Origin of the sequence: Variovorax sp. VRV01, assembly GCF_014852545.1 — a bacterium.
Taxonomy (GTDB): Bacteria; Pseudomonadota; Gammaproteobacteria; order Burkholderiales; family Burkholderiaceae_C; genus Variovorax; species Variovorax beijingensis_A.
In genome coordinates this window covers 75,136-88,627 of record NZ_JACVBS010000017.1, presented here as the reverse complement: position 1 = coordinate 88,627, position 13,492 = coordinate 75,136, and the positions used below count along the sequence as shown (strand labels likewise).

The window sequence follows — 13,492 nt, the reverse complement described above, 5'->3', positions numbered from 1 at the left end:
GAGCCCACACTCATCATCTGAGGCTCATCACCGCGAGTGTCTCAGCCGGCCTCGCATTCGTCGATGAAGGTCTCCAGCAGCTTCTTGAGCTGGCTGGTCTTGCGCGGGCCCAGCGCTTCCTCGATCACGTGGTGGTGCGCGTCCACGCTCTTCTTGAGCCGTGACACGGTTTCCAGCCCGAGGTCGGTGATGTAGACCAGCACGCGCCGGCTGTCGGCCGCGTCGGCGGCGCGCTGCACCAGGCCGCGGCTCACGAGCTTGTCGATGTTCTTGGTGAGCGCCGGGTGGTTGAGCAGCACCAGTTCGGCCAGCTCGCCCATGGCGCGGCCCTGCTCGTCGCCCAGCACCTGGAGGATGCGCCAATGCTCCTCGGTGACCTCTTCCGCCGCGATCGACTGGGCCAGTCCGATGCGCATGCGCCGGTTGGCGGAGGCCAGCAGATACGCCAGGTATTGCGAAATGTCTTGCTCGGGCATGGGGCGAGGCAACGGTCTTTGTCGCGTGGTTGGAAGCCGCCAGTTTAGCAACGATCCTTTTCCCAGGAAAGTATTGGCGCGATTTTTGCGATAGCGTCTGCCCCTGTTGCCGTCTTGGTGCGTTGCCCGGGAGCTCCCGATGTTTTCTTCCCCTGGATCGGTCATGCCTCGCCCGCTCGCCTTCGCGCCATCCGCACGGGCCGAGCGGCCCGCGCTCGCGCGCCAGGAACTCCAGATCGCGCTGTGCGTGCCGCTGGGCGGCACGGCCGGCATCTGGGGGCCGTCCGCACTATCGTCGGCCAAGCTGGCCGTCGCGGAGCTCAACCGCGAGGCGGGCATTGGCGGGCGCGGCTGCCGGCTCTTGACCGTCAACGCCGCGGACGATGCGCCCGACATCGAGGCCACGCTGATCGAGTTGGTGCAGGCGGGCGACATCGACGCCATCATCGGCATGCACACCAGCGCCGTGCGCCAGCGCATCCTGAGGGCCGTCGGCGGGCAGATCCCGTTCGTCTACACCCCGCTCTACGAAGGCGGGGAGTCGACGCCGGGCGTCTTCGCCATCGGCGAGACGACGGCGCGCCAGCTCGGGCCCGCGATCCGCTGGCTCGGCGCGCGCAAGCGTCCGCGGCGCTGGTTCGCCATCGGCAACGACTACGTGTGGCCGCACGTGTCGCACCGCATGGCGCGCGGCTACATCGCCGAGGCCGGCGGCGAGCTGGTCGGCGAAATGTACGTGCCCTTCGGCACCACCGACTTTTCCGAGGCGCTCGACGCGCTGCGTCGGGGCAGGGCGGACGCGGTCGTGCTGTCGCTGGTCGGGCAGGACGCGATCGAGTTCAACCGCGCCTTCGGCGCCGCCGGCCTGTCGCGCGCAATGTTCAGGCTGTCCTGCGCCATCGGCGAAAACGAGCTGCTGGGCATCGGCGCCGACAACGCGGAGGACCTCTACGTCGCTTGCGGCTACTTCGCCACGCTCGACACCGAAGCCAACCTGGCCTTCAAGGAGCGCTACCGCTCGCACTTCGGCGAGCGCGCGCCCACGCTCAACACCTTCGGCCAGTCGACCTACGAGGGCATGCACTTCCTCGCAGCGCTGCTCGAGCGCCGGCGGCGCCCGCCGGCCGGCCACCAGGGGCTCGACGCTTCGCCGCTGCGCTACCGCAGCGCGCGCGACGCGGCCTATGGCGCCGACGGCATCACCCACACCCCCATCTACCTGGCTCGCGCCGAGGGCAACGTGTTCCGCGTGATCACGCGGCTGTGAGCGGCTGGCGATGTATTTTATTTTCCAAAGCAAATAAAATACTTGACTTGGAAAATATCGGATTCCAGAATCGCTCCGTGTCGCGCCCATGCCCGATGGGCTGCGGACGCATCCTTCCACACGAAACACGGAGTCGTTCATGGCCATCAAGCGCCCCACCCTGGACCAGCTGCAAGATGTCGCGCTGAGTCTGGGTATCCATCTGTCCGAAGCGCAGGCGAGCAGCTACAACGCGCTGCTGCAGGCCAACTTCGATGCCTACGACGCGGTCGACGCGATGCCCGACTACCTGCCCGTGGTGAGCTACGCGCGCACGCCCGGCTACCGCCCGCTGGGCGAGGAGAACAAGTACGGCGCCTGGTACGTCAAGACCACGATCAAGGGCAAGCCCGAGGGCAAGCTCGCCGGAAAGACCGTGGTGCTCAAGGACAACGTCTGCCTTGCCGGCGTGCCGATGATGAACGGCGCCTCCACGCTCGAAGGCTATGTGCCGAACGTGGACGCCACGGTCGTCACGCGGCTGCTCGATGCCGGCGCCACGGTGGTGGGCAAGTCGGTCTGCGAGTACTTCTGCTTCTCGGGCGGCTCGCACACCAGCGCCTCGGGGCCGGTGCACAACCCGCACCGCATGGGCTATTCGGCCGGCGGCTCCTCGTCGGGCAGCGCGGCGCTGGTGGCGGCCGGCGAGGTGGACCTGGCCATCGGCGGCGACCAGGGCGGCTCCATCCGCATGCCGGCGTCCTACTGCGGCATCTACGGCATGAAGGCCACGCACGGCCTGGTGCCCTACACCGGCGTGATGCCGATCGAACTCACCATCGACCACACCGGTCCGATGACGGCCAACGTGACCGACAACGCGCTGATGCTCGAGGTGCTGGCCGGCCCCGACGGACTCGATCCGCGCCAGCATGCGGGCCAGACCGCCAAGCCCTACAGCGAGCTCATGAAGGAGGGCGTTCGCGGCCTGCGCATCGGCATCGTCAAGGAGGGCTTCGGCTGGCCCCAGTCGGATGCCGCCGTCGGCGCCAAGGTGCGCAAGGCGGCCGACGTATTCACGAAACTGGGCGCCATCGTCAGCGAGGTGTCGGTACCGATGCACGCGGTCGGCCCGGCGATCTGGCTGCCGATCGCGGCCGAGGGCGCGACCCAGCAGATGATGAAGGACAACGGCCACGGCTTCAACTGGAAGGGCCTCTACGTCACGGGCATGGTCGACTTCCATGCCGGCTGGAAGCAGCGCGCCGACGAGCTTTCGGAAACGCTCAAGCTCACGATGGTGCTGGGCGAGTACTTCATCAAGCACTACCGCGGCCACTACTACGCCAAGGCGCAGAACCTCGCGCGCCAGCTGACCGCGGCCTACGACAGCACGCTGGCCAACTTCGACCTGCTGCTGATGCCCACGCTGCCGATCACGGCCACGCCGCTGCCGCCGCCCGGCGCGAGCATCGAGGAAGTGGTCACGCGCGCCTTCGAGGTGCTGCCCAACACCTGTCCCTTCGACGTCACGGGCCATCCGTCGATGAGCGTGCCCTGCGGGCTCGTCGACGGCCTGCCGGTCGGGATGATGCTCACCGGCCGCCACTGCGACGAGGCCACCATCTACCGCGCCGCCTATGCCTTCGAGCAGGCCGGCGACTGGAAGGCCATCTGAGGCTTTCGCCCGTTCTCTTTCCGTTCCTGCCTTTCCGATAAGCACAGCGGCGGCTGCGTCTGCCGAACATCGAGGAGTTAGTTCCATGGATCGTCGTTCCTTCATCCAGTCGTCGGCCGCCGCCCTGGCGGGCACCGCGGTGCCGCTGTTTCCGATGGCCGCCATGGCGGCCGACGAGATCGTCGTGGGCAGCATCATCGACATGTCGGGCGGGCTGGACATCTACGGCAAGCCGATGGCCGACTGCATGACGCTCGCGGTCGAGGAGCAGAACGCGGCCGGCGGCCTGCTGGGCAGGAAGCTCAAGCTGGCCACCTACGACCCGCAGTCGAACATGCAGCTCTACGCGCAGTTCGCGCAGCAGTCGGCGCTCAAGGACAAGTCGACGGTGGTGATGGGCGGCATCACCTCGGCCTCGCGCGAAGTGATCCGGCCGGTGCTCACGCGCAACAAGACGCTGTACTTCTACAACACGCAGTACGAAGGCGGCGTGTGCGACCGCAACACCTTCTGCACCGGCGTCACGCCCGGGCAGACCGTCGCCAAGCTCATTCCCTACGCGATGAAGAAGTGGGGCAAGAAGGTCTACGTGGTGGCGGCCGACTACAACTACGGCCAGATCACCTCGCAATGGGTGAAGAAGTTCGTGCAGGACAACGGCGGCTCGGTGGCTTCCATCGACTTCTTCCCGCTCGACGTGACCAACTTCGGCCCGACCATCTCGAAGATCGAGGCGGCCAAGCCCGACATGATCGTCTCGGCGCTGGTCGGCGGTGCGCACATCTCGTTCTACCGCCAGTGGGCGGCCGCGGGCCTGACCAAGAAGATCCCGCTCGCGTCCACCACCTTCGCGGGCGGCAACGAGCACATCGTGCTGTCGCAGGCCGAGACCGACGGCTTCCTCATTTCGTACAACTATTTCCAGAACCTCGACACGCCGCAGAACAAGGCCTTCAAGGAGCGCTTCTACAAACGCTTCGGTGCCGACTATCCCAACATCACCGAGCTCGCGATGGGCACCTACCAGGGCTTCAAGCTCTGGGCCGAGGGCGTCAAGAAGGCCGGCTCGCTGGACCGTGAGAAGATGATCGCGGCGCTGGAGACCGGCATCAGCATCGACGGCCCGAGCGGCAAGGTCACGCTCGATGCGGCCACCCACCACTGCGTGCTGAACGTGAGCATCGCGGAGGTGCGCAACAAGCAGCTCAACATCGTCGAGACCTTCCAGCAGCAGCCGCCGGTGGACACCAGCGCGGTCTGCAACCTCGTGAAGAATCCGAAGGACAACCAGCAGTACGTGATCAAGGTCTGAGGGCAGGGCGCCGACATGGATCTCGCGTTCGTCGTCCTCATCCAGGTGCTCTACGCGGTGGCGAGCCTGGTCATCGTCTCGGCCGGGCTGGCCGTCATCTTCGGGATGATGAAGGTCATCAATCTCGCGCACGGCGAGTTCATGATGCTCGGCGCCTATGCCGTGATCGCGGCGCTCAAGCTCGGCATCAACCTGTGGATCGCGATCTTCGTCGTCGCGCCCATCGCGGTGGGCATGGTCGGCGTGGTGCTGGAGCGGCTGGTCATCCGGCGCCTCTACGGCCGCATGGTCGACACCATGCTGGCCACCTGGGGGCTGTCGCTGCTGCTGGTGGGCATCGTCACCTCGGTGGCGGGCAACACCACGGCGGGCGTCTCGGCGCCGCTCGGCAGCTTCTCGGTCGGCGCCTACTCGGTCAGCGGCTACACGCTGGTGATCATCGCGGTGGCCGTGGCGCTCGCGCTCGCGATCCGCTTCGTGCTCACGCGCACGCAGCTCGGCCTCATCGCGCGCGGCACCATGCAGAAGCCCGACATGGCGAACGCGCTGGGCATCAGCCCGAGCCGCGTGTACTCGGTGACCTTCGCGGTGGGCGCCGCGCTCTCCGGCCTGGCCGGCGGGCTGCTCGCGCCGCTGACCGGCGTGGTGCCGACCATGGGTGCGGCCTTCGTGGCCAAGGCCTTCATCACCGTGATCGGCGGCGGGCCGGCCATCCTCGCGGGCCTGCTCGGCGCCTCCGGCCTGTTCGGTGCCATCAACCAGCTCGCGACCTTCGTGACCACGCCGGTGCTCGGCGAGGTGGCGCTGCTCGTCGCGGCCATCGTGATGCTGCGGCTGCTGCCGCAAGGCATCACCGGACGTTTCTTCAAGGGGTCCCTGTGAACCGTTTTGCCAAGTCCTGGGCCAGCGCGGCGGTCAGCCTGGCCGTGGGCATCGCGCTGCTCTTCGGCCTGCCCGGCGTGATGGACGACTACACGCTGATCGAAGTCACGATCTACGCCGTCATGTCGATCCTCGGCGTGAGCCTGGCCTTCATCTGGGGCTTCGGCGGCATCCTGTGCTTCGGCCAGGCCGCCTTCTTCGGCCTCGGCTCGTACACCTACGCGATCGCGGTGATGAACATGGGCGACAGCACCGTGCCCTTCCTGCTCGCGATCGTGGTGCCCGCGCTGTTCGCCGGGCTGCTGGGCTACGTGATCTTCTACGGCCGGCTGTCGGACGTGTACATGGGCGTGATCACGCTCACCGTCACGCTGATCCTGTTCAACCTGGTCAACTCCACCGCCGGGCCCGAGTGGCGCATCGGCAGCGCGCCGCTGGGCGGCTTCAACGGCATCCCGGCGATACCGGCGCTCAACTGGCCCGGTCAGCAGGACGAGGTGCTGACGCCGAAGGACCTGTTCTACGTCACCTTCACCTGCCTGCTGCTGGTCTACCTGGGACTGCGCGTGCTGATCGCCTCGAAGATCGGCCGCGTGATCGTGGCGGCCAGGGAGAACGAGCAGCGCGTGCTGCTGCTGGGCTACGACGCGCGCGTCTACAAGCTCTTCTGCTTCACGCTGGGCGGCGCGGTCGCCGGCCTCGCGGGCTGCCTGTTCGCGAACTGGGGCGCCTTCACCAGCCCGACCATCTTCGGCCTCGCGCAGTCAGCGCAGATCATCATCTGGGTCATCGTCGGCGGGCTGGGCACGCTGGTCGGGCCGATCGTCGGCTGCGTCGCAATCCAGTGGCTCAGCTCGCAGATCGGCACGCAGCAGGCCTTCAACTCGAACCTGGTGCTCGGCGCCATCCTGGTGGTCTTCGTGCTGCTGGTGCCGCGCGGCATCGTGCCGACCCTCGGCGACCTGATCGACATGGCGTGGCGGCGCTGGCGCAAGGCGCCGGCCCCTGCTGCGAAAGTGGCCGCACCCGCGGCGGCCCCCATGGAACCGCCGCGCGCTTTGGCTGCGACGGAGACGGCGCCATGAGCACGCCCCTGATCGAGACGCGCAACCTCAACGTGCGCTTCGGCGGCGTGCATGCCACGCGCGACGTCAACTTCACCCTGGCCGAGGCCGAGCTGCGCTGCGTGATCGGCCCCAACGGTGCCGGCAAGAGCACCTTCTTCAAGCTGCTGACCGGCCAGGTCAAGCCGACCTCGGGCCAGATCCTGTTCCGCGGCCAGGACATCTCGAAGATGCAGCCGCACGACCCGGGCCGCCTGGGCATCGGCATCAAGACCCAGGTGCCCAGCCTGTTCAACGGCCTCAGCGTGTGGGAGAACGTGTGGCTCTCGGCGCGGCGCCTGAACAGCACCGCGCAGGCCGACCGCATCACGCGCGAGACGCTCGAGCGCGTGGGCATGCATGCGTACCGCGACGTGACGGCGGGCCTGCTGGCGCACGGCATGCGGCAGTGGGTGGAGATCGGCGTGGTGATCGCGGCCGATCCGCCGCTGATCCTGCTGGACGAGCCCGCCGCCGGCATGAGCGACGGCGAGGTGGCGCGCACGGCCGAGCTCATCCTGGAGATCAACCGCCGGCATGCGCTGGTGGTGGTGGAACACGACATGAACTTCATCCGCATGATCGCCAGGAAGGTGACGGTGCTGCACCAGGGCGCCGTGATCAAGGAGGACACGCCGGACCGCATCATGAGCGATCCGCTGATCCAGCAGATCTATCTCGGCAAGAAGCCGCACTGAACCGGAAAGGCACGCATGCTCGAAGTCACGGGTCTCCATGCCGGCTACGGTGCCATCCCGGTGCTGCACGACGTTTCGCTCACCATCGCGCGGGGCGAGTCGGTGGGCATCCTGGGCCACAACGGCATGGGCAAGACCACGCTGCTGCGCACGCTGATCGGCGCGCTGCGCACCGCCGCCGGCGCGGTGCGCTTCGACGGCACCGACATCACGCGCCATGCGCCGCATGCGCGGGCGCGCCTGGGCATGGCCTATGTGCCGCAGGGGCGCGAGATCTTTCCGGCGCTCAGCGCCATGGACAACCTGCGCATGGGCCTGGTGAAGACCGGCGAGCGCACGATGGACACCGTCGAGGCGCTGCTGGAAGACTTTCCGCGGCTGAAGCCGCTGCTCGAGCGGCCCGGCGGCTCGCTCTCGGGCGGCGAGCAGCAGCTGCTGGCGCTGGCCCGCGCGCTGGCCGGCAAGCCGACGCTGCTGCTGCTCGACGAGCCGACCGAAGGCATCCAGCCTTCGATCATCGAGGAGATCGCCGAGACGCTGGCCGCGCTGCGCGACCGCATGGAGCTCACGATCGTGCTGGTGGAGCAGAACCTCGAATTCATTGCGGCCGTGTCGCAGCGCGTGCTGGTCATCAAGCGCGGCCAGATCGGCGGCGAGATCCCGCGCGAGCACCTCGGCGATTTCGAAATCATGAGCCAATACACAGGAGTCCATGGATGAGCAACGAACTGCATTACCTCGAGCTGGTGGACATCGGCCAGCGCATCCAGCGCAAGGAGTTCTCGCCGGTCGAGGTCACGCAAGCGCAGCTCGCGCGCATCGAAAAGGTCGACGGCGCGCTCAAGAGCTATGTGATCGTGATGGCCGAACAGGCGCTGGCCGACGCGCGCCGCGCCGAGGCCGAGATCGCCCGGGGCGAGATCCGCGGGCCGCTGCACGGCGTGCCGGTGGCGGTGAAGGACCTGTGCTGGACAAAGGGCGTGGCCACCGCCGCCGGCATGACGCTCTACCGCGACTTCGTGCCCACCGAGGACGGCACGGCCGTGCGCAAGCTGCGCGAAGCCGGTGCCGTGATCCTCGGCAAGCTGCAGCTCACCGAGAGCGCCTATGCCGATCACCACCCCACCGTCACGCCGCCGGCCAATCCGTGGAACGCGGCGCACTGGTCAGGTGCCTCGTCGAGCGGCTCGGGCGTGGCGACCGCCGCGGGGCTCTGCTATGGCTCGCTCGGCACCGACACGGGCGGCTCGATCCGCTTTCCGTCCTCCGCCAATGGCCTCACCGGCCTGAAGCCGACCTGGGGCCGCGTGAGCCGCCATGGCGCCTTCGAGCTGGCCGCCACGCTCGACCACATCGGCCCGATGACGCGCAGCGCGGCCGATGCGGGTGCGATGCTCGGCGCCATCGCGGGGGCCGATCCGAAAGACCCGACCGCGAGCCTCGCGGCCGTGCCCAACTACCTCGCGGGCATGGAGCGCGGCTTGCGCGGCCTGCGCGTGGGCATCGATGCGCGCTGGAACGGGGAGGGCGTCGACGCGGCCACCGCGAAGGTGATGGATGGTGCGCTCGCGGCCGTGCGCCAGCTCGGCGCCGAGGTGCGCCACGTGACGTTCCCCGACCCGGTGCAGGTGATCGCCGACTGGTTCCCGCTCTGCGGCATCGAGGCGGCCGTGGTGCACGAGTCGACCTATCCCGCGCGCAAGCAGATGTACGGCCCGGCGCTCTCGGGCCTGCTCGACCTGGGCCGTGCGCAGAGCGGCATCGACTACCAGAAGATCGTGCTCCACCGCCATGCCTTCAGCGGCAGGGTGCGCGAGATGTTCGAGGGCATCGATCTGCTGCTGATGCCCTCGCAGGGCGTCGCCTCGCCCACGCTCGAGCGCATGCTGAGCTTCGGCGAGGACGCCGAGCTGATGTCCGCGATGCTGCGCTACACCTGTCCGCTGGACATGAGCGGCAGCCCGACGATCACGCTGCCCGGCGGCTTCACCGACGCGGGCACGCCGGTCGCGTTCCAGTTCGTCGCGCGCCACTTCGAGGAAGAGCTGCTGGTGCGCGCCGGCTGGGCCTTCCAGCAGGCGACCGACTGGCATCAGCGGCATCCGGCGCTGTAGCCCCTTCCTTCATGTACGAGTCCAGGCGCCGGGTCAGGGCGTCTGCTGCCGCGCGTAGCGGCCCGGTGGTTGGCCCACGCAGCGCCTGAACGCCGTGCTGAACGCGCTGGCGCAGCCATAGCCGACGCGTTCGGCAACTTCTGCGATGCCGGCATCGCCGCGGGCGAGCAGATCCTTTGCGATGGCCATGCGCCAGGCAAGCAGGTACTCCATCGGCGGCAAGCCGACGGCGCGCGAGAAGCGCTCGAAGAACGCCGACCGCGACAGTGCGGCCTTTCCTGCGAGGTCGGCCACCGTCCACGAATGCGCGGGGTTGTCGTGAAGATGCCGCAGCGCGATCGACAGGCGCGGGTCGGCCAGGCCGCGAAGCAGCCCCGGCGGCGCAGCTTCGCCGGGCGTGGAGCGCAGAGCCTCGATCAGCAGCAGTTCGACAAGGCGTTCGAGCACGAGATCGCGCCCCGGCTTCTGTTCGAGCGACTCCTCCCTCACGAGCTGCACCAGAACGGAAAGCCGCCCGATGTCGCGCACGTGCAGCAGCGTCGGAAGCAGCGACGCCAGCAGCGAGGCATCCGGCGAATCGAAGGCGAAGTAGCCGCCGAGCATCCGCATGTCAGGCGGGCCCTCGCGCCGGCCATGGCGGATCTCGTCCGTCGGCGCGGGTGCCAGCTTGGGATCCACGGCGACCGGCACCGCCGGCTCGAGGCCCGACATGGTGAATCCCGGTGTCGCTGGCATGAGCACGAAGTCGCCGGCGACCAGGGCGAGGGGTTGCTGCCCGTCCACCGCAAGAACGCATTCGCCCTCGAGCATCGTGCAGAAGCTGGGCTCGCCGAATGCCGAATAGCGTACCGCCCACGAACCGGCGCCGCTGATCACCTTCGCGTACACCGCACGCGGGCGAAGCAGCTGGACGACTTGTGCGAGGGGATCAGCCATGCAGGACTCCTGCAAACAAAGTATGGACTCTGGATTGTAGGAAGTCCTTCGGGCCGGCGATATCGTGACGCACCTCAACCCAAGCTCAAAGGAATTCCGATGAAGACCATCCTGATCACCGGCTGCTCGTCCGGCTACGGCCTGGAAACCGCGCGCCACTTTCTGGCCCGGGGCTGGCAGGTGATCGCCACCATGCGGACGCCGCGCGCCGAGCTCTTCCCTGTTTCGGAGCGCCTGCGCGTGCTGCCCCTGGATGTGACGCAGCCCGAAAGCATTGCCGCCGCGCTCGAAGCCGCCGGACCGATCGACGTCCTCGTGAACAACGCCGGCCTCGGACTCTTCGGGGCGTTCGAGGCGACACCGATGGCCACCGTGCGCGACATCTTCGAAACGAACACCTTCGGCACGATGGCGATGACCCAGGCCGTGCTGCCGCAGTTCCGGCGCCGCAGGTCGGGGCTGGTCGTCAACGTGACGTCGACCGTCACGCTCGCGCCGATGCCGCTCGTGGCGGCGTACACCGCGAGCAAGACCGCGATCGAAGGTTTCACGGCGTCGCTGGCGCTCGAGCTCGCCCCGTTCGACGTTCGAGTGAAGCTTGTCGAGCCCGGCTATGGGCCGGGCACGCGCTTCACGGCCAATGGGGCAGAGCGCATGCAAGGCCTGATTCCCGAGGCCTATACGCCCTTCGCGCAGTCCATCTTCGCGGCGCTCGGGAGCCCGACGGCAGTGACCACCGAGCCGGACGTGGCCGAGGCCGTGTGGCGCGCCGCGGGCGACCCCGCCGCAACGCTCCGGTATCCAGCGGGTGCCGATGCGATCGCACTCGCCCGGAACGCCGCTGCCTTGTGCCAGTCCGGCGCGTGAAGGCTCAGCGTGCCGCCACCCGCCTCGGGCGCGCATCGGACGGGCCGGCTGCTGCCGCCATGCCCGAGCGCGACCTGACCAGGGCCGCAAGCTCGGCGGGCGGCACGGGCCGGCTGAAGAGATAGCCCTGCATTTCGTCGCAGCCATGGGCGCGCAGGAAGTCCAGTTGCTGCTCGGTCTCGACGCCTTCGGCGATGACCCTGAGGTTGAGCTCGTGCCCCAGCGAAATGATGGCCTTGGCGATGGCCTTGTCGTCTTCGTCGCCGGGAATGTCGCGCACGAAGGCGCGATCGATCTTCAGCCGGGCGATGGGAAAGCGCTTGAGCGCGCTCAAGCTGGAATAGCCGGTGCCGAAATCGTCGATGGAGAACTGCACGCCCATCGCCTGCAGGGCCTTCATCGATTGCAGGGCCTTCTCGAGGTCTTCCATGACCATGCTTTCGGTGAGCTCCAGCTCCAGGAACCGGGCGTCGAGCCCGCTGTCCCCGAGCGCCTGTGCGACCTGCTCGATCAGGGTCCGTTCCCTGAACTGCCGTGCGGACACGTTGACCGAAACGCTGAAGGCCGGCACGCCCGCGTCCTGCCAGGCCTTGTTCTGGAAGCAGGCGGTGCGCAGCACCCATTCGCCGATGGGAACGATGAGGCCGGTCTCCTCCGCCAGGGGAATGAATTCCACCGGGGAGACCAGGCCGCGCTCGGAATGCTGCCAGCGGATCAGTGCCTCCACGCCCGTCACCCGGCCCGATCCCATCTCCACCTGGGGCTGGTACAGCAGGTGGAACTCGCCCCGCGCGATGGCATGGCGCAGTCCTTCGCACAGGGCGAGCCTGTCGCGGATCGCACCGTTCATCTCGGCCGCATAGAACTGGAAATTGTTGCGCCCCGAAGCCTTGGCGCCGGACATCGCGGCATCGGCGTTCATGAGCAAGGCGTCGGCATCGGCGCCGTCCGCGGGATAGGTGGCCACGCCCAGGCTGGCCGTGACCTGGACCCCCTGGCCGTCGATCTCGACCGGCTGCGCAATGGTCTCGAGCAGCCTTTGCAGGGCCGGCGCGACCTCCGTTCCGTCTCCGGGCTGGTCGTACAGGACGATCACGAATTCGTCGCCGCCCGTCCGCACCACCGTGTCCACGCTGCGCAGGCACCGGGTCATGCGTTCGGCCATGACCTTCAGCAGTTCGTCGCCGGCCTTGCGGCCCAGGCTGTCGTTGACCCGCTTGAAGCCGTCGAGGTTGATGAACACCACCGTCATCAGCCGACCGTATCGATCGGCGTACGAGATGGCTTGCCGGAGACGATCCTCCAGCAGCGCGCGGTTCGGAAGGCCCGTCAGTACGTCGTGGGTGGCCTGGTGCTTCAGGCTGTTGGCGCTGCTCTCCAGCAGCGCATTGGAATTCTCGATCGACTCCGCCATCTGGTTCATGGCGTTCGCGAGGATGCCGAACTCATCCGCGCGGCCGTGCGGCGCCCTGGCACCGAGGTCTCCCGCGGCCACACGCCGGGAAAAGGCGATGAGCTGCGCGATGGAGCCCGTGATGCGTTGCGAGACGATGCTCGCGACCACCACGCCCAGAACGGTGGCCAGGACGACCATGGCGATGGCGGCCCAGCGCGACAACCTGGCGGCGCGTTCGACATCGCTGCGCGTCTGGAGCGCGCGCTTGGTCGCCGCGGTGTGCAGTGCCTCCACCGAGGACTCGATGGCGACGGCCGTGTCGACGTAGCCTTGGCGAAGCGCGTGGGCCGAGCCCGGGGAGTCCTCCTTGCCACGCCGCGCGATGAACGCGAGGAATCCGTCCTCGTACTGCCGGGTCTGGGCCTCGATCCGGTCGACCCGGTCCCTGAATTCCGGATCCGTCGAGAGGATCCGAAGGCTGGCAAGGTACTCCCGCATGTCCAGCAAATGGTTCTGCATGGCCGGCAGGGAGAGCGCGCTCGCCTGCGCCACCCCGAGCCGGTCCGCGGACAGCAGGAGTTCGTTCTCGGCGTCGCGGGCCTTGTACATCGCCAGCGAACTGCGCAGGCTCAGGTCCGCCATCCGGTTGTCGCTGTTCAGCAGCTTGTCGATGGCCGCCGCGGAACGCTGTTCGCTCAGATAGAAGGACACGCCCAGTGCGAGCATCAGCACAATGAGGACGCCGAATCCCAGTGCGATCTCCACCCGCAGGCTGCGCATTCTT

12 protein-coding genes are annotated in these 13,492 nt (G+C 68.0%); 9 read left to right on the top strand and 3 right to left on the bottom strand.

The window, feature by feature from the left end; translation table 11 throughout:
• Positions 1 to 41 precede the first annotated feature (41 nt).
• Positions 42 to 476 (bottom strand): MarR family winged helix-turn-helix transcriptional regulator, encoded by a 435-nt coding sequence (locus IB278_RS25745; RefSeq protein WP_145746948.1) that lies wholly within the window; start codon positions 474 to 476, stop codon positions 42 to 44.
• 163 nt (positions 477 to 639) lie between these two features.
• Between IB278_RS25745 and IB278_RS25740 the strand changes: the two genes are divergently transcribed.
• The 8 genes from IB278_RS25740 (at position 640) to IB278_RS25705 (ending at position 9,509) form a co-directional block, all read left to right on the top strand.
• Positions 640 to 1,743, top strand: coding sequence for a substrate-binding domain-containing protein (locus tag IB278_RS25740; RefSeq protein WP_192326472.1), 1,104 nt, complete (start codon positions 640 to 642; stop codon positions 1,741 to 1,743).
• Between the two features lie 139 nt (positions 1,744 to 1,882).
• Entirely contained in the window at positions 1,883 to 3,400 is a 1,518-nt protein-coding gene (locus tag IB278_RS25735) for an amidase (RefSeq protein ID WP_192326470.1), read from the top strand.
• Positions 3,401 to 3,485: 85 nt separating this feature from the next.
• On the top strand, positions 3,486 to 4,712 hold the full coding sequence (locus IB278_RS25730) for an ABC transporter substrate-binding protein (RefSeq protein ID WP_145746950.1): 1,227 nt from the start codon (positions 3,486 to 3,488) through the stop codon (positions 4,710 to 4,712).
• Between the two features lie 15 nt (positions 4,713 to 4,727).
• Positions 4,728 to 5,594 (top strand): ABC transporter permease subunit, encoded by an 867-nt coding sequence (locus tag IB278_RS25725; RefSeq protein ID WP_192326468.1) that lies wholly within the window; start codon positions 4,728 to 4,730, stop codon positions 5,592 to 5,594.
• On the top strand, positions 5,591 to 6,679 hold the full coding sequence (locus IB278_RS25720) for a branched-chain amino acid ABC transporter permease (RefSeq protein WP_318646712.1): 1,089 nt from the start codon (positions 5,591 to 5,593) through the stop codon (positions 6,677 to 6,679). Before IB278_RS25725 ends, IB278_RS25720 begins: the two co-directional genes overlap by 4 nt.
• Complete coding sequence (locus IB278_RS25715; RefSeq protein WP_145746952.1) at positions 6,676 to 7,395, top strand: ATP-binding cassette domain-containing protein; 720 nt, start codon at positions 6,676 to 6,678, stop codon at positions 7,393 to 7,395. Before IB278_RS25720 ends, IB278_RS25715 begins: the two co-directional genes overlap by 4 nt.
• A gap of 15 nt (positions 7,396 to 7,410) precedes the next feature.
• Positions 7,411 to 8,115: an ABC transporter ATP-binding protein gene (locus IB278_RS25710; protein ID WP_192326466.1), complete on the top strand. Its 705-nt coding sequence runs from the start codon at positions 7,411 to 7,413 to the stop codon at positions 8,113 to 8,115.
• A complete protein-coding gene (locus tag IB278_RS25705) occupies positions 8,112 to 9,509 on the top strand; it encodes an amidase (protein WP_192326464.1) in 1,398 nt (465 codons plus the stop codon). The genes IB278_RS25710 and IB278_RS25705 overlap by 4 nt, the downstream gene beginning before the upstream one ends.
• A gap of 33 nt (positions 9,510 to 9,542) precedes the next feature.
• Here IB278_RS25705 and IB278_RS25700 read toward each other — a convergent pair whose 3' ends face one another.
• On the bottom strand, positions 9,543 to 10,445 hold the full coding sequence (locus IB278_RS25700; protein WP_192326462.1) for an AraC family transcriptional regulator: 903 nt from the start codon (positions 10,443 to 10,445) through the stop codon (positions 9,543 to 9,545).
• 99 nt (positions 10,446 to 10,544) lie between these two features.
• Between IB278_RS25700 and IB278_RS25695 the strand changes: the two genes are divergently transcribed.
• Complete coding sequence (locus tag IB278_RS25695) at positions 10,545 to 11,312, top strand: SDR family oxidoreductase (RefSeq protein WP_192326460.1); 768 nt, start codon at positions 10,545 to 10,547, stop codon at positions 11,310 to 11,312.
• Positions 11,313 to 11,316: 4 nt separating this feature from the next.
• Here IB278_RS25695 and IB278_RS25690 read toward each other — a convergent pair whose 3' ends face one another.
• Positions 11,317 to 13,488, bottom strand: a complete 2,172-nt coding sequence (locus IB278_RS25690; protein WP_192326458.1) for a putative bifunctional diguanylate cyclase/phosphodiesterase — start codon at positions 13,486 to 13,488, stop codon at positions 11,317 to 11,319.
• Positions 13,489 to 13,492 lie beyond the last annotated feature (4 nt).

Coding starts and splice junctions, on each gene's coding strand:
- IB278_RS25730 (WP_145746950.1), top strand. CDS start 3,486: ATGGATCGTCGTTCCTTCATCCAGTCGTCGGCCGCCGCCCTGGCGGGC.
- IB278_RS25735 (WP_192326470.1), top strand. CDS start 1,883: ATGGCCATCAAGCGCCCCACCCTGGACCAGCTGCAAGATGTCGCGCTG.
- IB278_RS25725 (WP_192326468.1), top strand. CDS start 4,728: ATGGATCTCGCGTTCGTCGTCCTCATCCAGGTGCTCTACGCGGTGGCG.
- IB278_RS25695 (WP_192326460.1), top strand. CDS start 10,545: ATGAAGACCATCCTGATCACCGGCTGCTCGTCCGGCTACGGCCTGGAA.
- IB278_RS25710 (WP_192326466.1), top strand. CDS start 7,411: ATGCTCGAAGTCACGGGTCTCCATGCCGGCTACGGTGCCATCCCGGTG.
- IB278_RS25690 (WP_192326458.1), bottom strand. CDS start 13,488: ATGCGCAGCCTGCGGGTGGAGATCGCACTGGGATTCGGCGTCCTCATT.
- IB278_RS25700 (WP_192326462.1), bottom strand. CDS start 10,445: ATGGCTGATCCCCTCGCACAAGTCGTCCAGCTGCTTCGCCCGCGTGCG.
- IB278_RS25740 (WP_192326472.1), top strand. CDS start 640: ATGCCTCGCCCGCTCGCCTTCGCGCCATCCGCACGGGCCGAGCGGCCC.
- IB278_RS25745 (WP_145746948.1), bottom strand. CDS start 476: ATGCCCGAGCAAGACATTTCGCAATACCTGGCGTATCTGCTGGCCTCC.
- IB278_RS25705 (WP_192326464.1), top strand. CDS start 8,112: ATGAGCAACGAACTGCATTACCTCGAGCTGGTGGACATCGGCCAGCGC.
- IB278_RS25715 (WP_145746952.1), top strand. CDS start 6,676: ATGAGCACGCCCCTGATCGAGACGCGCAACCTCAACGTGCGCTTCGGC.